General features: G+C 29.2%; 20 protein-coding genes. 6 read left to right on the top strand and 14 right to left on the bottom strand.

Annotation, left to right across the window (positions count from 1 at the left end; all coding sequences use genetic code 11):
- Window positions 1–72 precede the first annotated feature (72 nt).
- Window positions 73–600: an inorganic diphosphatase gene (locus BLT70_RS02700; RefSeq protein ID WP_091891215.1), complete on the top strand. Its 528-nt coding sequence runs from the start codon at window positions 73–75 to the stop codon at window positions 598–600.
- Window positions 601–718: 118 nt separating this feature from the next.
- Window positions 719–3145, top strand: coding sequence for a sodium-translocating pyrophosphatase (locus BLT70_RS02695; protein ID WP_091891211.1), 2427 nt, complete (start codon window positions 719–721; stop codon window positions 3143–3145).
- A gap of 133 nt (window positions 3146–3278) precedes the next feature.
- Here BLT70_RS02695 and BLT70_RS02690 read toward each other — a convergent pair whose 3' ends face one another.
- Together BLT70_RS02690 and BLT70_RS02685 are read right to left on the bottom strand one after the other, a co-directional pair.
- Window positions 3279–3440, bottom strand: coding sequence for a DUF1328 family protein (locus BLT70_RS02690; RefSeq protein ID WP_091891208.1), 162 nt, complete (start codon window positions 3438–3440; stop codon window positions 3279–3281).
- 199 nt (window positions 3441–3639) lie between these two features.
- Entirely contained in the window at window positions 3640–4086 is a 447-nt protein-coding gene (locus BLT70_RS02685) for a PA2169 family four-helix-bundle protein (protein ID WP_368086343.1), read from the bottom strand.
- A gap of 321 nt (window positions 4087–4407) precedes the next feature.
- On the opposite strand from BLT70_RS02685, the gene BLT70_RS02680 reads away from it, so the two are divergent.
- A complete protein-coding gene (locus BLT70_RS02680; RefSeq protein ID WP_091891200.1) occupies window positions 4408–5433 on the top strand; it encodes an AraC family transcriptional regulator in 1026 nt (341 codons plus the stop codon).
- 37 nt (window positions 5434–5470) lie between these two features.
- On the opposite strand, the gene BLT70_RS02675 is transcribed toward BLT70_RS02680, so the two are convergent.
- From BLT70_RS02675 to BLT70_RS02650, 6 genes are all read right to left on the bottom strand, one after another.
- On the bottom strand, window positions 5471–5671 hold the full coding sequence (locus BLT70_RS02675; RefSeq protein WP_091891197.1) for a DUF6327 family protein: 201 nt from the start codon (window positions 5669–5671) through the stop codon (window positions 5471–5473).
- A 26-nt stretch (window positions 5672–5697) separates the two neighbouring features.
- Entirely contained in the window at window positions 5698–6045 is a 348-nt protein-coding gene (locus tag BLT70_RS02670; RefSeq protein ID WP_091891194.1) for a hypothetical protein, read from the bottom strand.
- Window positions 6046–6051: 6 nt separating this feature from the next.
- Window positions 6052–6381 (bottom strand): YtxH domain-containing protein, encoded by a 330-nt coding sequence (locus BLT70_RS02665; protein WP_091891191.1) that lies wholly within the window; start codon window positions 6379–6381, stop codon window positions 6052–6054.
- A gap of 235 nt (window positions 6382–6616) precedes the next feature.
- The gene (locus tag BLT70_RS02660) at window positions 6617–7768 is read right to left on the bottom strand and encodes an NAD(P)/FAD-dependent oxidoreductase (RefSeq protein WP_091891188.1); all 1152 of its coding nucleotides are present in this window, start codon (window positions 7766–7768) and stop codon (window positions 6617–6619) included.
- 205 nt (window positions 7769–7973) lie between these two features.
- Window positions 7974–9584: a phosphoenolpyruvate carboxykinase (ATP) gene (pckA, locus tag BLT70_RS02655; RefSeq protein ID WP_091891185.1), complete on the bottom strand. Its 1611-nt coding sequence runs from the start codon at window positions 9582–9584 to the stop codon at window positions 7974–7976.
- 89 nt (window positions 9585–9673) lie between these two features.
- Complete coding sequence (locus BLT70_RS02650; RefSeq protein ID WP_091891182.1) at window positions 9674–10051, bottom strand: DUF423 domain-containing protein; 378 nt, start codon at window positions 10049–10051, stop codon at window positions 9674–9676.
- 72 nt (window positions 10052–10123) lie between these two features.
- Between BLT70_RS02650 and BLT70_RS02645 the strand changes: the two genes are divergently transcribed.
- Window positions 10124–11494 (top strand): saccharopine dehydrogenase family protein, encoded by a 1371-nt coding sequence (locus tag BLT70_RS02645; protein WP_091891179.1) that lies wholly within the window; start codon window positions 10124–10126, stop codon window positions 11492–11494.
- 32 nt (window positions 11495–11526) lie between these two features.
- Here the strand turns inward: BLT70_RS02645 and BLT70_RS02640 are convergent, their stop codons facing one another.
- Window positions 11527–12246 carry a tRNA1(Val) (adenine(37)-N6)-methyltransferase gene (locus BLT70_RS02640; protein WP_091897342.1) on the bottom strand — a complete coding sequence of 240 codons (720 nt, stop codon included), beginning with the start codon at window positions 12244–12246 and terminating at the stop codon, window positions 11527–11529.
- Window positions 12247–12349: 103 nt separating this feature from the next.
- On the opposite strand from BLT70_RS02640, the gene BLT70_RS02635 reads away from it, so the two are divergent.
- Window positions 12350–12769: a hypothetical protein gene (locus tag BLT70_RS02635; RefSeq protein WP_091891176.1), complete on the top strand. Its 420-nt coding sequence runs from the start codon at window positions 12350–12352 to the stop codon at window positions 12767–12769.
- A gap of 105 nt (window positions 12770–12874) precedes the next feature.
- Here the strand turns inward: BLT70_RS02635 and BLT70_RS02630 are convergent, their stop codons facing one another.
- Window positions 12875–14026: an adenylyltransferase/cytidyltransferase family protein gene (locus BLT70_RS02630; RefSeq protein ID WP_091891173.1), complete on the bottom strand. Its 1152-nt coding sequence runs from the start codon at window positions 14024–14026 to the stop codon at window positions 12875–12877.
- A gap of 501 nt (window positions 14027–14527) precedes the next feature.
- On the opposite strand from BLT70_RS02630, the gene BLT70_RS02625 reads away from it, so the two are divergent.
- Window positions 14528–15559 (top strand): T9SS type A sorting domain-containing protein, encoded by a 1032-nt coding sequence (locus BLT70_RS02625; protein ID WP_091891171.1) that lies wholly within the window; start codon window positions 14528–14530, stop codon window positions 15557–15559.
- Between the two features lie 306 nt (window positions 15560–15865).
- On the opposite strand, the gene BLT70_RS02620 is transcribed toward BLT70_RS02625, so the two are convergent.
- The 4 genes from BLT70_RS02620 to BLT70_RS02605 all read right to left on the bottom strand — a co-directional run bounded on the left by BLT70_RS02620 (window position 15866) and on the right by BLT70_RS02605 (window position 19990).
- Window positions 15866–16636 carry an HpcH/HpaI aldolase/citrate lyase family protein gene (locus tag BLT70_RS02620; protein ID WP_091891168.1) on the bottom strand — a complete coding sequence of 257 codons (771 nt, stop codon included), beginning with the start codon at window positions 16634–16636 and terminating at the stop codon, window positions 15866–15868.
- A gap of 3 nt (window positions 16637–16639) precedes the next feature.
- Window positions 16640–18094, bottom strand: coding sequence for an NAD-dependent succinate-semialdehyde dehydrogenase (locus BLT70_RS02615; protein ID WP_091891165.1), 1455 nt, complete (start codon window positions 18092–18094; stop codon window positions 16640–16642).
- A gap of 6 nt (window positions 18095–18100) precedes the next feature.
- A complete protein-coding gene (locus BLT70_RS02610) occupies window positions 18101–19270 on the bottom strand; it encodes a mandelate racemase/muconate lactonizing enzyme family protein (protein ID WP_091891161.1) in 1170 nt (389 codons plus the stop codon).
- Window positions 19271–19528: 258 nt separating this feature from the next.
- On the bottom strand, window positions 19529–19990 hold the full coding sequence (locus tag BLT70_RS02605) for a hypothetical protein (protein WP_091891158.1): 462 nt from the start codon (window positions 19988–19990) through the stop codon (window positions 19529–19531).
- Between the last annotated feature and the right edge of the window lie 6 nt (window positions 19991–19996).

Below are 19996 nucleotides of genomic sequence, written 5' to 3'. Positions count from 1 at the left end.
AACTACAATTTCTTCTTAAAAACTTATGTATTTACTATTTTTGTTTTAATTCAAAAAAAAATTCAAATAATTATGAGCGACAAAAAAAAGCACACTTTTGATGTTTTAATAGAAATACCTAAAGGAAGTAGAAATAAATACGAATACGATTTCGATTTACATAAAATTCGTTTCGACAGAATGTTATTTTCTTCTATGATGTATCCTGGAGATTATGGTTTTGTACCAGAAACACTAGCACAAGATGATGATCCATTAGACGTATTAGTTTTAGGACATGAACCTACTTTCCCGATGTGTGTTTGTGAAGTAAAAGCAATTGGTGTTTTTCATATGACTGATGAAAAAGGACCAGATGAAAAAATTATTTGTGTACCCGTTTCAGATCCTATCTGGAGTAACAATAATGATATTTCTGATCTAAACCCTCATAGATTAAAAGAAATAGAACACTTTTTTAAAGTTTATAAAGATTTAGAAAAGAAAAAAGTTGATGTTGGCGGTTGGGGTAATGCAGAAGAAGCAACTCAAATTTTTCATGAGTCTGTAAAGAGATATAATGAAAGTGACTATAAAAAGACTGATAAATTTAAAATTTAATAATTTATCGCCTTTATTTTATCAACCTCTTAAAATTAAACTTTTAAGAGGTTTTTTATTCCCCCCTAATTCCTTACTTTTACTACCGTTTTAAACTAATCAATTTTAAATATTATTTATGGAATCAATGATGATTTACATGCCAATTGCAATGGCAATTTTAGGCTTAATCTACATGTGGATTAAGAAATCTTGGGTACTAAAACAAGATGCAGGAAATGGTAAAATGAAAGAAATTTCTGACCATATTTATGAAGGAGCTTTAGCGTTTTTAAATGCAGAGTACAAATTATTAGCAATCTTTGTTATTATAGTTAGTATTGCTCTAGCTGCTGTTTCTTTTATTGTACCTACAACTCATATTTTAATAGTTGTAGCTTTTATTTTTGGAGCAGTTTTTTCTGCCTTTGCAGGAAACATAGGAATGAAAATTGCTACCAAAACAAATGTTAGAACCACACAAGCTGCAACAACCAGTTTGCCAAATGCCTTAAAAATATCCTTTGGCGGTGGAACAGTTATGGGACTTGGAGTTGCAGGTTTAGCTGTTTTAGGTTTAACTTTCTTTTTTATTATTTTTTACAACTACTTTATGGATGGTGCTATAGGCACTTTTTCTGTTGATAAAATGACCGTTGTTTTAGAAACTTTAGCTGGTTTTTCTTTAGGAGCAGAATCTATTGCTTTATTTGCTAGAGTTGGTGGAGGAATCTACACAAAAGCTGCAGATGTTGGTGCAGATTTAGTAGGTAAAGTAGAAGCTGGTATCCCAGAAGATGATCCAAGAAATCCTGCTACAATTGCAGATAATGTTGGTGATAACGTTGGTGATGTTGCTGGTATGGGAGCAGACTTATTTGGATCTTATGTTGCAACTGTATTAGCTGCAATGGTTTTAGGAAACTATGTAATTAAAGATATGGGAGGAAGTATTTCTGATGCTTTTGGCGGGATTGGTCCAATATTATTACCAATGTCTATTGCTGGTATCGGAATTATTATATCTATTATAGGTACAATGCTTGTTAAAATAAATAGTAACGACGCAAAAGAATCAAAAGTAATGGGCGCATTAAATCTTGGTAACTGGGTTTCTATTGCGTTAGTAGCAATTGCTTGTTTTATATTATGTAAATGGATGTTACCAGAAACCATGAAAATGGAATTTTTTGGCGAAGGTTTACAAGAAATCTCTTCTATGAGAGTATTTTATGCAACTTTAGTAGGCTTAGTAGTTGGTGCTGTAATTTCATCAGTTACAGAATATTATACAGGACTAGGTAAATCTCCAATCTTAAAAATTGTTCAACAATCTTCTACAGGAGCAGGTACAAATATTATTGCTGGTTTGGCAACAGGTATGATTTCTACGTTTCCATCAGTATTATTATTTGCTGGTGCAATTTGGGCTTCTTACGCTTTTGCTGGTTTTTATGGTGTTGCTTTAGCTGCTTCTGCAATGATGGCAACTACTGCTATGCAATTAGCTATTGATGCTTTTGGACCAATTTCTGATAATGCTGGTGGTATTGCAGAAATGAGCGAACAAGAACCAATTGTTAGAGAAAGAACAGATATTTTAGATTCTGTTGGTAATACTACTGCTGCAACTGGTAAAGGTTTTGCCATAGCTTCTGCAGCTTTAACTTCATTAGCCCTTTTTGCTGCTTATGTAACTTTTACAGGAATTGACGGAATTAATATTTTTAAAGCTCCTGTTTTAGCAATGCTTTTTGTTGGTGGAATGGTACCTGTTGTATTTTCTGCTTTAGCAATGAATGCCGTTGGTAAAGCAGCAATGGAAATGGTACATGAAGTTCGTCGTCAATTTAAAGATATTCCTGGAATTATGGAAGGAACAGGTAAACCAGAATATGATAAATGTGTAGCAATTTCTACTAAAGCTTCTTTAAAAGAAATGATGTTACCTGGTTTGTTAACTATTGGTTTTCCTTTAATTATAGCTTTTGTTCCTTTATTATTTGGAATGGAAAAATTAGCGATAGCAGAAATGTTAGGTGGTTATATGGCGGGTGTAACAGTTTCTGGTGTACTTTGGGCAATATTTCAAAATAATGCTGGTGGAGCTTGGGATAACGCTAAAAAATCTTTTGAAGCCGGTGTTATGATTAATGGAGAAATGACATATAAAGGTTCTGAAGCACATAAAGCTGCTGTAACAGGAGATACTGTTGGAGATCCTTTTAAAGATACTTCTGGCCCATCAATGAATATTTTAATTAAACTTACTTGTTTAATAGGTTTAGTCATTGCACCTATTTTAGGTGGTCATTCTGTTGATTTAAATCATGCAAATAAAGAAGAAATCAAAAAAGAAGTTCGTTTAGAAATTAAAGGAGATAATTCAGAAATGGCTGCAGCAACAATTACAACCACAACAACTGTTAATGGAAAAACAACTACTGATATACAACAAATTGATGGTAGTGTTGAAGAAATAGAAAAGAAAGCGAATGAAGCTGGAAAAATTGTTTCTGTAAATGTTATAAAATCAGAAAAAAAGATTGAAGCTCATATTCAATAATTTTACTCTCAAAAAAAATATAATGTAAAAAAGCATCCAAAATTTGGATGCTTTTTTTATTTGTAAACTTTCTAAAATATTATCTTATTTTTAAAATTAGAAGCTAAATAGTTTATTTATTTTTTGAGTGATTTTATACTTTTTTTCTTCCGGTAATTAGAGATAAAATGAAAAGAATAATAAAAATAACAAAAATTATTTTAGCAATTCCAGCTGCAGCTCCTGAAATTCCTCCAAAGCCTAAAATCCCTGCTATTAATGCAATTATTATAAAAGTGATTGTCCAACGTAACATAGTTATAAGTTTTTAATGGTTAATAATTAAATAGTTATACTAACTATTTCCTACACTACAAATTTAATAGGTTTACAGATATTACATTAACTCTTATAAATTACTTTTTAACTCATACAAAGATTATAAGCTAATAATACACAAAAAAAAAGGCTATCTTTTCAGACAACCTTTAAACTAATCAACCAACAAAAAACCTTTATTTTATATCCTCTAAAGACTTAATATTATATAATCCGTTTTCAATTTTATTTTTTTGTGCTTTTAATAAAAATTTTGTGCTTGAAGGCAAAGTTGTTTCTTGTAATACTTCTTCATATTCTTTTACAGCAGTTTTTTCTCCTCTTATAGCTTCTTCTAACATAGACTCTTCATCATCCAAAGCAAAAAGTGCTTTAATATCCATCCAAGCTCTGTGAGCAGAACCTGCTATACTTCCACCTTTATCAATATCTTGATTAAATAATTTAATTTCTGTTTTTAATTCATTTCCAAAAGCATTTCTTTCTTGAGATTTTGCTCTAAAATAATTTTTAAGTGCTACATTCTCTATATTTTCTGCAGCTTTTGTAAATCCTTTTTCTGCATCAAAAGTTTTTTCCAAAATTCCATTTAGTTTTTCTCCTACTTCTTCTGTGTAAGTCATAATTATAGTGTTTTAAATGAACGTTTGCTTATTTTTAAAGATGTCAAACGCTTTACATCTTTATAATTAATTTGCAATTAAATTTAATTAACCGCTTTCTGTTATACAAAAATAGAGATGTTTTAGGTTACTAATTAATGCATATAATGTAATTCTTGACTCATATAAAATTTGGTTTTATTCAATTTTTAAACAGAATATTTCATCTAACTTTTATTATGATATTCTAATTTTAAAAAAATTAACTTTTGTAAGAATATTTAAGCTACTTTTATTTTTTTTTAGAATATTAATTAATAGTATATTAAATACTTTTCTTCTATGATTGAGATTGAAATAATTGCTGATAGCCCAAAAGATACTATTGAGCAAATTAAGGAAGCTATTGGAGGCAAAATTGAAGAACATTGGAGCGAGTTTACATTAATTATTGATAATGAAAACGCCGTTGGAAAAATAAAATATACTCCTTTTGATTGGGGCGTAAATTTATTAGATTTTGATATTACTTTTCGTAAAAAACTAATTTTAAAAATAAAAGCACACGATCAATTTAATCCTATTCGTTTTATTTACCCTTCAATCGGTTCTTTAAAACATCGATTTGGTTTTCAAAATGAAGAAAAGAATGTTGATCAATTTCAATCATTAATATTTACAAATAAAACTGGCGGATATAATTACATTAATTTTCCTAAAAATGAAGCTCTAGAAATAAATGTTATCCAAATAGTTAGAAAACATTTTTTAAAGAAAAGAACCACAAAAGTATCTACGCTTAATGATAAACTCTATGAAGTTTTTGTAGACACAGATCATAATAATAGGTTTTCTCATTTTGGTACTTTAAACCTTAAAATGGCAGATCATATTAAAAGGTTAAAAAAAATAAGAGGAAAAGGAATGTTACGCGTTCTTAAAATTGAAGCTCTAGTTTATGAAATTTTGTCTTTACACATTCAACAACATAATAGACTTTTAGAAGGTGTGCCTTTACCAACTTCTTTAGCAAAAGAAGAGTTAAAAATAGTACGTAAATTTGCAAGTAGAATTGTAAAAAATCCTGCTAAAAATTATACTTTAGAGGATCTTTCTTTAGATTCTGGATTAACGCAAGCAAAATTACAAGACGGATTTAAGTTTTTATACAACAGAACTGTCACCGAATATATTAGACATATTCGCTTAGAATCTGCAAGAGATATGTTAAAAAATACTGATTTAAATATATCTCAAATAGTTTATAGTATTGGTTTTAGCAGTAGAAGTTATTTCTCTAAAATTTTTAGAGAAAAATATGGAATTACGCCAAACGGATTTAAGAAAAAATTATTAAGTGTTGTTTAAACACCGTAAAAAGTTTAGGTCCCTTATCAACAAATAATTATTTAATAATTTTCTTTATAAACATTAAAGTGCCAAACTTACCTATTGCTGTAAGAACATTTCTTGCAATACTTAAAGGTTTTAAACTTTCTTCAAAATCATTTTTCACCATTTTAAGTTCTTCTAAAGCTATTTGTCTTTCGAGCGACAATTGCTTTAAATCTCTATTTATTTCTTCGAAACTTTTATATGCTTTCATTTTATACTTTTTAAAGTTATTTTTTATTAATCAAAAAATATTTTTGACACATTAGTAATTACTTTTTTATCAAAATACTTTCTAAAAAAATAAAGAAATAAAGAAATAATCAAGAAAAATAACCCTACAAATAAATATCCAAAAGCAATATTATCAAAGTATTCTCCTAATGCTATTGCAGAAGAAACTGCTAGAAATATAAACCCTAAAACTGCCAAACTTCCAATAATAAAAAGTTTGACAATTATACTTAGAGTTAATGCTGTTACTTGAAAAGCCTTAAGCTTTGTATGCTCGAAAGTTTTAGTAACAAATTGCTTACTTGCATCTGTTCCTTTATCCGCAGAATCTTTTAAATTATCAAATATGCTCATATACTATTATGATTTTTGTAATTTTTTATTTTTCTCTTTAAGCTCTTTTAATTTCTTCTCTAAAGTTGAAATAACATCTTCTGCTTTATGACTTACATTAGAAACTACTTCTTCTAATTGATCATCTAATGTTTCTTTTTTATCAGAAACAGTTGAAGAAACTTTCTCTTTTAAATCTGTTGCAGTTTCTACTAACTTATCTTTAACGCTTAAAGCTTCATCAGAAATTTTTTGTCTTGTTTTTACTCCTTTATCTGGTGCAAATAAAATTCCTAAAGTTGCTCCTATTACTGTTCCTGCTAATAATCCTACTACTGTATTGCTACTCTTGCTCATGTTTTATATATTTTAAAGTTAAACTAAATAAGTGTTTTTCACTTACACAAAGTTAGGCTATTAATAACGCTAAGCTTAACTCTATAAATGTTATTATTAACTCAAATACAAAAGAAGATCAAAATTAGAATTTTTACCTAAAAAGAAAATTGCTCTAAAATACAGAAAGATAAAACCCTTCTAATCTTCTTATTTCTTCTGATTAATTTTCTACTAAACTTGATGAAAAAATTATTTAATAACTTCTTTTTCTGATAATATTAAAAGCTCTTTTTTCAACAATATTCTTACTGATTTTTGCGATTCCTACAAAAACTGATTTAAACCTAGCAACCTTTAAAGCAAACTCACTAAATCTTAGTAATTTTCCAAATTCTTTATCTAAATCTTTTTTATAGGATGACATAAACGAATCAGAAAAATTATTTTCTTTTAAGCAAGATGCAATCTTTTTAGCACAAATAATGCCAGACATCATTCCTGTCCCCACTCCTTCTTTATAAAAAGAATTTGCTAAACCAGCTGCATCACCAACCAATAGAAATCTACTCCCACAAACCTTTTGTCTTTCAAAGTGATAAGGAATTCCCCAACCTCGCCAAGAACTTATTTGTTTTCCATCAATAAATTTTGGTGCAACTTTTGAATGATTTTTAATAACTGATTCAATTTCTACTTTCAAATTGATATTATTATCTAAAATTTTTTGTGTATTACCACCTAAAGTTACATTTACTTCATTATTTGGCAACGGAAAAACATAGAAAAACAAAGGCATTTTATTATAATGCAAACGTATTTCAGCTTCATTATTTGATGGCATTTTAACATTACTAAAATAAGCACTAATAAATGTAGACATCTTCTTTTTATCAGAACTAAAACCTGCTAATTTCTTAGAAACTATTGATTGTATTCCATCTGCTCCAACAACAATTTTTGCAATAATTTGTTTTCCGTTTTTAAGTGTTACAATAATTCCTTCGGATGTTTCTTCTAGATTTTTAACGCCACTTCCAAACTCACAAGTTGCATATTCTTTCGATAATTCATTGACTAAAAAACAATCAAAATCAATACGTTTTCCATAAGAAATAACCATATTTCTATCTTCACTTTCTTTAAATTGAAGCTTTAGATTATTTTTTATGTGTAGATTAATCTTTTTACTATGAATAAACTTTGGATGCGCCACAAACTTATCTAACAAACCTAGCGCTAGTAATGATTTATAAGCATACAAAATTAACCCATCTCCACAAGTTTTATCACGCGGAAAAGTTGCTTTATCAACTATATAATGTTTAATTTTAAGTTTAGACAGCATTATAGAAGTACTCGTTCCTGAAGGACCAGCGCCAATAATACAAACATCAGTCTTTATCATAACTTACTTCTTAAATGAATGTAATTTTAAGACTTAATTATAGTAAATTAAAATTTTTATGGATTTATTTTACATTCCTTAATCAGTATAAAACAAAATCATTGAATTTAATATTTAAGTTTAAAAAGTCTTATCAAAATAAATTGTTCTTATTTCATAAAAAAAGCATCCAAATTTGGATGCTTTTCTTCAACTAAATATTTATCTATAATGCATAACGTTGTGGACCTCCTCTACGAATTTCTTCGTTTGCAAATTCTTCAAATTGTTTAAAATTCACTCTAAATGCATTCGATAATTGAAATGCTGTTTTATAATAAGCTTCATCGTTATTCCAAGTAGATCTCGGACTTAATAATTCCGTTGGAACTCCAGGACAAGTTCTTGGTTGCGCAACTCCAAATACAGAGTGAATATGATAATCTTCGTACGTATAATCGCCTAAACTACCATTTAAAACTGCTGTAATCATTGCTCGTGTATATCTTAAAGGCATTCTTCTACCAACGCCATATTTACCACCAGACCAACCTGTATTTACTAGCCAAACATTTACACCAGCATCTTTCATTTTTTTACTTAACATTTCTGCGTATCTCGTTGGATGCAAAGGCATAAAAGGCGCGCCAAAACATGCCGAAAAACTTGGCACAGGTTCTGTAACTCCGGCTTCTGTTCCTGCAACTTTTGCTGTATAACCAGATATAAAATGATAGGCTGCTTGTGCTGGAGTTAACTTAGAAATTGGTGGTAAAACGCCAAATGCATCCGCAGTTAAAAAGAAAATATTTTTTGGATTTTTACCTATTGATGGCACTTGAATATTATCTATATGATAAATTGGATAACTTACTCTTGTGTTTGGCGTAATTGAAGTATCTGCAAAATCTACAACGCCATTTTTATCCATCACAACATTTTCTAAGATGGCTCCTTTTTTAATTGCTGCATAAATTTCTGGTTCTTGTTCTGCTGATAAATTAATCACTTTTGCATAACAACCACCTTCAAAATTAAAAACGGTATTTTCTGCAGTCCAACCATGTTCATCATCGCCAATTAAACTTCTGTTTGGATCTGTAGACAACGTGGTTTTTCCTGTTCCTGATAATCCAAAGAAAATAGCAGTATCGCCTTCTTTACCAACGTTTGCAGAACAATGCATTGGCATTGTATTTTTAAACATTGGAAGTATAAAGTTTAATGCAGAAAAAATTCCTTTTTTGATTTCTCCGGTATAACCTGTTCCGCCAATTAAGGCTATTTTTTTAGTAAAATTTAAGATTGCAAAATTATGCTGGCGTGTTCCATCTATTGCAGCATCCGCCATAAAACCTGGCGCATTAATTACAGTCCATTCAGGCGAAAAATCTTTTAATTCTTCTTCTGTTGGCCTTAAAAACATGTTATAGGCAAACATATTACTCCAAGGAAATTCATTTACAACTCTAATATTTAGTTTGTATTTTTCATCGGCACAAGCATAAGAATCTCTAACAAATATCTCTTTTTCTGATAAATAATTAACTACTTTATCATAGAGTTTATCAAATTTATCTTCTTTAAAAGGTAAATTTATCTTGCTCCACCAAACTTCATCTTTTGTAATTTCATCTTTTACAATAAAACGATCTAAAGGCGAGCGCCCAGTAAACTCACCTGTATTAACAGCAATTGCTCCTAAAGAAGACAAAACTCCTTGTTTCTTTTTAATAGTTTCTTCATGTAATTCGTTTGATGATAACTGATAACGAATTGTTGCATTTTTAATTCCTAGATTATTTAACGAAATCGATTTCGTACTTGTACCTAACATATCAATTTATTTAGTAGTTATTAATCAGACAAAACTAAACAATAATTTAAAATAGACGTATATTTTAGTGAAAATTATTATTATTTTACCTATTCTCTAATTTTATTTACGAATATCACAATCATTGACAGCCATCCTACTATAAAAAATAAACCTCCTAAAGGTGTTATAAACCAAATTGATTTTGCTGTAATAGCAGTAAGTTGAATGAGGTAAATTGATCCGGAGAAAAACAAAATTCCTAAGAAGAAAATATAACTAATTCTATTTTTTTGTTTGATTGAAAACCCGTCAAAAGTATTTACAAATAACAATACAATTACGTGATACATTTGATAACGCACAGCAGTTTCAAAGCTTAATAATTGATCTGAAGTTAGTATTTCTTTTAAGGCATGCGCACCAAAAGCTCCTAAAATTATGGCTAACATTCCTAAAAAACAGGTAACAATTAAATTTTTAAACATTTATATTGATTTTTGTTAAATTTCAAACAATTAAAGTATCTTCGTAATTATACAAAAATACATCTTTATTTTATGAAAAACATATTGATAATTGGCGCAGGAAAATCGAGTTCTTCTTTAATTAAATATTTATTAGACACATCTGATAAAGAAAACTTACAAGTAACAATTGCTGATATTTCTACAGAAAACGCTTTAAAATTAATCAATAATCATAAAAATGGAAAAGCAATTACTTTAGATATTTTTGATGCACAACAACGTGAAAATGAAATTAAAAATTCTGATGTCGTAATTTCTATGTTACCAGCTCGTTTTCATATAGAAGTTGCCAAAGATTGTATCAAATTTGAAAAGCATTTGGTTACAGCTTCCTATATATCCGAAGAAATGAAAAAATTGGATAAAGCTGCCAAAGAAAAAGGATTAATTTTTATGAATGAAATTGGTTTAGATCCTGGTTTAGATCACATGAGTGCCATGCAAATTATTGATAGAATTAGAGAAAAAAAGGCAAAAATGTTATTATTTGAATCGTTTTGTGGTGGTTTAGTTGCGCCAGAAAGTGACACTAATTTATGGAATTATAAATTTACTTGGAACCCAAGAAATGTAGTTTTGGCGGGTCAAGGTGGCGCTGCAATGTTTAAACAAGAAGGCACGTATAAATATATTCCGTATCATAAATTATTTAGAAGAACTGAGTTTTTAAACGTTCATGGAACTGGTAAATTTGAAGCCTATGCAAACAGAGATTCTTTAAAATACAGAAGTGTTTATGGACTAGACAACATACCAACAATGTACAGAGGTACGATTAGAAAAGTTGGTTTTTCTAGAGCTTGGAATATTTTTGTTCAATTAGGAATGACGGACGATTCCTATACAATTGAAGATTCTAAAAACATGAGTTATCGTGATTTTGTGAACTTATTTTTAGCATATTCTCCTTCGGATTCTGTTGAGTTAAAACTTCGTTCTTATTTAAAAATTGATCAAGACGATATTATGTGGGAAAAATTAGTTGAACTCGATATTTTTAATCCGAAGAAAAAAATTGGACTTACAAATGCAACTCCGGCTAAAATGCTTCAAAAGGTTTTAGAAGATTCTTGGACTTTACAAGAAAACGATAAAGACATGATTGTAATGCAACATTTATTTGGCTATGAACTTAATGGAGAAAAATATCAAATTGAGAGTAGTTTGGTCGTTTTAGGCGAAAATCAAACGTATACAGCGATGGCAAAAACAGTGGGTTTACCTGTTGCAATTGCAGCTTTAAAAATCTTAAAAGGAGAAATTAAAAAACCAGGAGTTCAGTTGCCAATATCCAAAGAAGTATATGAACCAATTTTGAAAGAATTAGAAAACCACGGAGTTAAATTTACAGAAAGGAATGTGGAATATTTAGGTTATAATCCTAATAATGTAGTTGGGTAAAGCTTATTTTTAGGCAGATTTGAACAAGAAAATTACATTTTTAAATAAAAATCCTTGGTTAAATTTATATATTCTTTTGTGTATTGATGACGTTCAATTTCAATAATTAAATGTTCTTTTTTTATTTCTGATGGATGAAAAGAAAATTCCATTAAACTTCTTTTTATTTCTGATGTAGGATTGCCTTGAACATGACAAACTCTATTAAAAAATAACCCTTTCGACTTTGCTAAATTTACAAAATTTTCTTCTTCCTTAAAAGGGATGATTACTGCGAATTTACCATCCGAAGAAAGAATTTTCACAACTCCAGCAAGTAATTCTTCAAAAGACAATGCAGAAGTAAACCTGGCCTTATTTCTAGCTCTATTATCAGATTCAAAGTCATCAGTATAAAATGGAGGATTCGAAATAATTAAATCGTATATTTCTTCTTCATCTGCAATTTCATCAGCAAATTCTTGAAAATTAGCATTGTAACAATACAATCGATCTGCCCAGTCAGATTGCTCAAAATTTTCTACCGTTTGTTCATACGCATTTTCATCAACCTCAACAGCATCAATCGTCATAGCATCAGAACGTTGTGCTAACATTAAAGAGATAATTCCTGTACCTGCACCAATATCTAAAATCGTATCTAAATAATCATCAACAGAGCTCCAAGCACCTAATAAAACTCCATCTGTACCAATTTTCATAGCCGTTTTATCTTGATGAACAGAAAACTCTTTAAATTTAAATGGTTTCATAACATGTTTATTTGTAATCGAATGGGTATTTTTGTTAGATAATTCTTTAAGGAATTCTAATTTCACTAACTTTGTATAAATAGTTTTTGACAAATATAATGTTATGAAAAAAATAATAACCATACTTATCATATTAGTTACTATTTCTTGTACTACAACAAGTACAACTGAGACAGAAACTACCCCAATTGTTCCTAAAAATGTAGAAATTATTCTATCTACTGATAGACCCGAATTTGATGAAATAGTAGTTTCATATCACGATTTTGAGACGAATACAGATTTATACGGACCTAGACAATTTACGTATGACAGCAGTGGAAATCAAGAACCAATAATTATTTCACTTCCAGATTACAGTTACTCAGAAATTCAAGGAAATGCATATAGAAATAATGGTTTACCTTATAGTTTAAATGCTCAAATTTATATTAATGATGAATTAAAATTCGAAATAGAAGATATTGGTAGCGCCGAAGCTTATGCTACCATATTTTTTGATTATACTATTATAGAAGATTAAATAGTATTTAATTTAATAGTAAGAGTTTCATTGTTAACATTATTACCCTTTTTGTTTCTTTGATTTCAACAAAAAAACAAAAAAGGTTTTTTTTAAGTGTTAGAACTATAAAGCTTCTTTTCTTCTCACTTTTATTTTCATGGCACCTTCAATAGGTTTATCTGAAACTAAAATTAAGTATCCTGCTCCTCCAGCTCCTGCTAATTTCCAAGCAAGTGCTTTTTCTTTATACTTTTCAATCTCTTTAAGAATTCTATCGTTAACCATTGCTGGAAACATTTTTACTTGCGCATTAAAAGACTTTAAAAATGCTTCAGAAAACTTTTCTAAATCTTTGTTTTGTATTGCTTCCCAAACCTCCTCAGAAGCATTGGCTAAAGATTTTACATTTTCTTCATTAATATAAGTTTCACCTAATAAATCTAAACCTTGTTCTCTAGGCCATAAAAGTACCATTTGAATATGTTCTTCTAACCAACCAAGAATAGATTCATCATGTACAGATTCGAATTTTGTTGGCCAATAACCATCGCTATAATAATGCCTAACAAGCCCAGGCATACAAATACCTATTGCATCTTGAGCGCCAGAAACCATCTCAGAACCTGGAGTGTTTTCAAACTTAAAAAGTATTTCTGCTAATTTTTGTGGTTTATCTAATGGTAAAAAATGAGGCCATATTTTTTTTGCTGCATTTCTTGTTGAAGTAGACATTCCACAACGTTCATTATATTCTACAATTGGTTCTAAAGAAAGTGTTATTGCCCAACCTGGATGATATTTAGAAACGTAAGGTTGATCTACCCAAGTACCACCCAAATCTATTCTGTAAGGCAAACTACAAATTCCACCTGTTCTTAATGATGTTGTTGATCTTTCTGGTAAACCTGCATCTGGAATTCTTTTCAAGTTTTTTAACTCGATATTTAGTTCGTCACATAATTCTACTTTTGCAGGAGAAAAACCATCTTCATTTACAATAAAATAATCTGGTTTTAAGTTTTCTAGATCTTCTTTAAAATCTAACATTCCAGAACCAGAGTTTACAAAAGCATTTTTCACATACTTAATTGCATTAATCATATAAATTCTTTCTTGTTCAGAATTTATAGTATGACGCCCTTTTAATTCGTGCACAGTGGCATCAGAACCTATACCTACATATAAATCTCCATAAGTAGAAGCTTCTTTAAAAAATGCGATATGACCACTATGTAACATATCAAAACAACCAGACACAAATACTTTCTTTTTCATTTATTGTAATTTTTTAACTTTATTTAATAGTTCTAAACAAAAATGAGGTTTTTTTTTTATTGAATCAAATTTTAGAAACATTTAATTTTAAATTTTAATCTGATAACTAAACTATTACTCTCAATTATTAGTAGTATTTTAAATTTTATTTACATTATAAGTGAAACATTTTCTACTTTTTTGAAGCCTGAAAATTTGTTTTTTTAGTCTTAAAATTTTATTTAAAAAATTTTACCTCACATTTAAATAATCAAATTACAAACTAATTTATCAGATATGACAAATATGATACTAAATTTACTTTTGGCATATTTTCAAAAAACAACTGTTGTTTTTTACTATTAATTTTAGAAAATTTCATCAGTAATTATACCTATTTGACTTTATTTAAATGAACTAATATGATAAACCCGTGCAAGTGAAAGGTAATTTCAAGGAAGAATTAACTTGATTATGTGTGTAATTTTATAAAAATAATATAAACTTTAAACTTAACTAATTATGAAAAAAATTTACTTTACATTATTAATATCATTTTTGTTTGTTGCTTCAATAAGCGCACAAACTACAATTTATAATTCAACGTTTGATGAGGCGTCTTATGATGATGCAGGAGTTGTTGCAGATTTAAATGCACATGCAGATTGGTTAGCAGGTCATTTTAATAATGCAAGTACTTGGGTAAGTAATGCTGATGCTGATTTAATTAGTACTGGTGCAAATTTCGCTTACTCATTATTAAGTAGTACTCCTATTACTGGTGCTTCTGGTGATGTAATAACTATTAGAACCGTTTATAGAGTTGGTAATGATGACCAACCTTTTAATACTGATGAAACATTTGGAACTGCTGCCGGTGATGTTAATATGTTTGTATCTGGATTATCTCCTAACAATGCTCCTGCAAGTTCTGATTTAGGACAATTAAGAGATGGTGTTTTATTTAAATCTGTACAAACTGGTTCTGTTGAGTTGACTAGTTCTGGAGGATCTAGTTTTGCAACTAATCCTAGTATATCTACTGCTGATAAAGCAGCTTATGAAATTATTTTTGAATATACTTTAGGCGATGATGCTGCTTCTACTACAAAATCTGCAAGATTAACAAATATAGGTTCTAGTGTTGCTTCTACTACAGAAACAAGTACTGGTATTAAACAAGAAATTTATGATGCTTTAACTGGTAGTGGCGCTTATTTTTTTAATTGGGCATTAGGTTTTTATACAAAAGGAAATAGCACAATTAATGCACTTTATCAAAATAGTTTAACAATAACTAAAAATGGTGCTGTATTATCTACAAAAGGTTTTAATAATTTTCATTTTTCTATGTCTCCAAATCCAGTAAATGATGTTTTAACTATTAATACTAAAGAAACTCTTAAAAAAGTTGAAATATTTAACTTATTAGGTAAAAGAGTTTTATCATCTACTAAAAATTCAGTTGATGTTTCTTCTTTAAGTACATCTGTTTATTTAGTTAAAATATCTTCTGACAAAGGTGTTTCTACTAAAAAATTAATTAAGAATTAAAAAAATAAATATCCCTAAAAAATACTTACTGAAAAAGCTAGCAAATTAAAATTTGTTAGCTTTTTTTTACTTAAAATTTAACGATTACTAATTTTAGCTTAATGCTATTTTTACAGGTTAAATACATTTAGTATTAACCTAATTCTTTGACCTAAATTTATTATCATCCATTAAGATGTATGACAATCAAGAAGATTATCATCTTATTCTTATTAATTCAGGCTAGTTACAGAAAAGGATATTATAAACAATAAAAAAACCTATAAACATGCTGCTTATAGGTTTTTAAAATTAGTTATATAATAGTTAAACTATTTCTTTTAATTGTGTTGTAATTTCTTTAAAAGTATTCATTACTAAACCAACATCTACAGCATAAGAAATATATTGAACTCCAATATCTTTCCACATTTTTGCTTTTTCTGGAGTTTCTGTAAACGTACCTACAAACTTACCATACTTCTTAGCAGTTTCTACAGCACCTTTCATAGCATCAACTACCATAGGATTATTAACATCACCAGGAACTCCACACGATTGAGACAAATCATAAGGACCTAAAAAGATCACATCAATACCATCAACTCGTACAATTTCTTCTAAATTATTAATACCTTCCATACCTTCTATATGAATAATAGTAGTAATATCATTATTGGCTTTACCAAAATGATCCACTGCATTAATATTTGTATATTCTGCAGCTCTTACATAACGACACATTCCTCTTTCTCCTTTCGGATAAAACTTAGTAGATTTTACTAATCTATCTGCATCTGCTTTTGTACATATTTGAGGAACTTGAATGCATTTTGCTCCAACATCTAAAGTTCTAAGAATTAAAGTTTCAGAATTTTCTGTAACTCTAACAACAGGCGTAATTCCTCTAGCTTCTGCAGCTCTAATCATATTTTGCAAAGATTCTATACTATAAGGGCCATGTTCCATATCAATAATAACAAAATCGAAACCACTTAAGGCAGCAATTTCTACAATTGCTGGATCTTGTATTTTACAAAAAGGGCCATATAAAGTTTCACCTTCTTTTAAACTATTTTTTAATAGGTTTTTTGCCATAATTTATAATGCTGAAGTAACACGTTTTTTAACTAAATAATCTTCTAGTGCTAAATGAGAACAATCATGCCCTATTCCACTATTTTTAAATCCACCATGTGGTAAATAAATAGCATATTTTACACCATTTATCTGTATTTCTCCAAATTCTAAATCCTCTGTAAAACGTTCTATTCTCTTATTATTATTTGTAAAAAGATAAGAAGCTAAACCAAACTCTGTATCATTTGCTAATTCTAAAACCTCATCATCAGTATCAAAAGGCATTACAGCTGCAACTGGGCCAAAAGTTTCTTCTCTAAATAATTTCATATCTGTTTTTATCCCAGATACAATTGTTGGTTGAAACCAGTTTCCTCCTTCAGGTAAACCTTCTGGAATTTTGCCTCCATATTCTAATTTTGCTCCTTTACTAACTGCATCTTCAATTAATTCAAACATTCTATCTCTAGCATCTCTAGAAGCCAGAGGCCCCATAAAAACGTCTTGATTTTCTTTTGTTCCAAAACCAATTTTTAATTCTGATGCTCTTTTTACATAAGCTTTTAAGAATTTATCATAAATATTTTTATGAACAAAAATTCTGTTTGCGGCAACACAAATTTGACCTGTATTACCAAATTTTAAACCAATAGCAAGGTCTAAAGCTGTATCAAAATCTGCATCTTCAAAAACAATAAAAGGTGCATTTCCACCTAATTCCATTCCTAATTTTTTGATAGATGTTGTACTATCAGCAATAATTCTTTGACCTGTTTGAGTAGAACCAATCATTGTAATTACAGCCGGTATTTTACTTGTAGTCATTGGTGTTGCCACTTCTCTACTAGAACCCGCTAAAATAGTAACAACTCCTGCAGGAAAATTAATGCTTTCTAAAATTTCGCCAACCATATATGTTGATAAAGGCGACAAAGTTGAAGGCTTAATAATTAAAGAACAACCAGACGCTAATGCTGGACCAATTTTATAACCAACATTTAACAACGGAAAATTCCATGCTAAATAAGCAATTGCAACACCTGCTGGTTTAGAAATCATTTTATGAGTGTGAGTTCCTTCATAATCTGGAATTTGCTCTTCTCTTAAGTTTTTCATTGCATTAGGATACCATTCTAAAGCTTCTGTAAGTCTTAAAATATCTTCCTCAGATCCTGCATAGGTTTTACCCATTTCATGAATCATTGCACTTCTTAACTCATCTTCTTTTTCTAAAATAGCATCACGAAGTTTAAGCATCCATTCTGTTCTTTCTGATAAAGAAAGTTTAGACCAATATTTAAACCCTTTTTGAGAAGAAAGTAATGCTTTTTCTGCATCTGCTTTACCAGCTTTTGCAATTTGAGCAATTACTTCTCCAGTTGCAGGACAAATAATATCTTCTCTTTCTCCACTTTCTGCATCAACCAACTGACCGTCGATGTATAATTTTTTATATCCGAAGTTTTTAGTCTTCATTAGTTTTTATTTTAATATTTTTTCAATTATATCTTGTTTTGTCTGCTCATAAACCACATACTTACGCAACACTTCTTCATCTACATCAATCCCTAAACCAGGTCTGTTTGGCACGTCTAACATTCCATCTTTCATTGCTAATTTAGGAAATGTTAAATTGTCTCTAAGACCATTTTCTGTTTGATCAAATTCCATTAAAAAGTCTGGTTGATACATTCTTCCAGGAACAGATTCTATATTTGATATAAAATGTAAAGCAACATGTAAGCTAATTGATGTGCCCCAAGTATGAGGTATTAAATCTACACCATTTGTACTCGCCAAAGCTGCAATTCTTTTTGCTTCTGTCAAACCACCACATGCGCAAATATCTGGTTGTAAAATATCTACAGATTTATTTTTTATTAATTCATTAAACCCAAATCGTAAATATTCACATTCTCCACCAGCAATAGGGATTGTTGTTTTTGTTCTTAACTCTTTATATTGTTCATAAAACTCTGGTGAGATTGGCTCTTCGAACCAACCAATATCATATTTTTCTATTTTATTAGAAAGTTCTACAGCTTCTCTAAAAGTATAAGCATGATTAGAGTCTACCATTAAAGCTATATCTGGACCAATGGTTTCTCTAATTAATTTTACATTAGCAACATCTGCTTTAATACCTAAACCAACTTTCATTTTCATGGCTTTAAAACCCTGAGAAACATACAACTTAGCTTCTTCTACAAAACCATCAGAAAAATTATCATGATTAGTAAAGTATAAACCTGTTGCATATGGTTTTATTTTTTTTCTATGAGCTCCACCTAATAATGTTGATACTGGTAAACCTAAAATTTTCCCTTTTAAATCCCAAAGCGCAATATCTATTGCACTTACAGAAGCCATATAAACGCCACGTCTAGAAAAATCTAATGTTTTTCTATACATTTTGTTCCAAATTACTTCATTTTCTAAAGGATTTTCTCCAAGAACTGTGGTCTCTAATAATTTAATACCAGCTTGAACCATTGAAGCAGGACCATAAGCTTCTCCCCAACCATGTTGACCATTTGAAGCTGTAACTTTTACAAGACAAATACATCTTTCTGAATATTCCCATTGTGAAAAGAAGAAACTATTAGATAGTTTATCTTTTAATACAAATGCTTCTATTTTATCAATTGTCATAGTACTTTTCTTTAATATTTAATTTTGTAAGTTATCTATTTAATGACACCTATCTATAGTTGATAAAATTACTAATTTAGGGTCCTTTTATTTCGTCTTATATTATCTTAAATACATCAAATATTACCTATATATGGTTTTAAAAACCATTTTTTATTGATAATAAACTACAATAAATGATTATAAGATAACTTTTATAAAAAACTAAAAAGAGATTACATATTCATATAATCCCTTTTAGTTCATCAGAATCTAAGACTAATTATACACTTGGTCTTCAGAAACTTTAATTATATATGAGTTAGTAGATGTTTCAGCATCTTGATAAGTAGACAAAACAACCATAGTTCCATCTCCTGTTATTTTGGAAGCATTTACAGTGTATTTAGCCGTATAAGGTTCTATCGTCTCTTCGTCATCAACAGTAACAGTTCTTTCTTTTATTACTGTAGCTTCTATAATATAATCATCAGAAGTTGAATTATCTACATAGCCAGAAGGTATGTAACTAATTAATTTATCTACAGTAGAGTATTCTGTAAGTAAATCTATTTCTTTGTAAAAATTAATTTTAAAAGCTGCATTTGTTCCTGTTATGTCTGTAATACTATAAACAGGGGTTAAAGCAATTTCTGATTCTTTAAAATTACTTTCTTCTTCGCAAGAAGTCAATGCAAAAATCATTGCGAACACAGCTATAAATTTTATTATTTTTTTCATTGTATG

The organism is Polaribacter sp. KT25b (assembly GCF_900105145.1).
In the GTDB taxonomy this organism is placed as follows: Bacteria; Bacteroidota; Bacteroidia; order Flavobacteriales; family Flavobacteriaceae; genus Polaribacter.
This window is presented reverse-complemented; position numbering and strand designations above follow the sequence as displayed.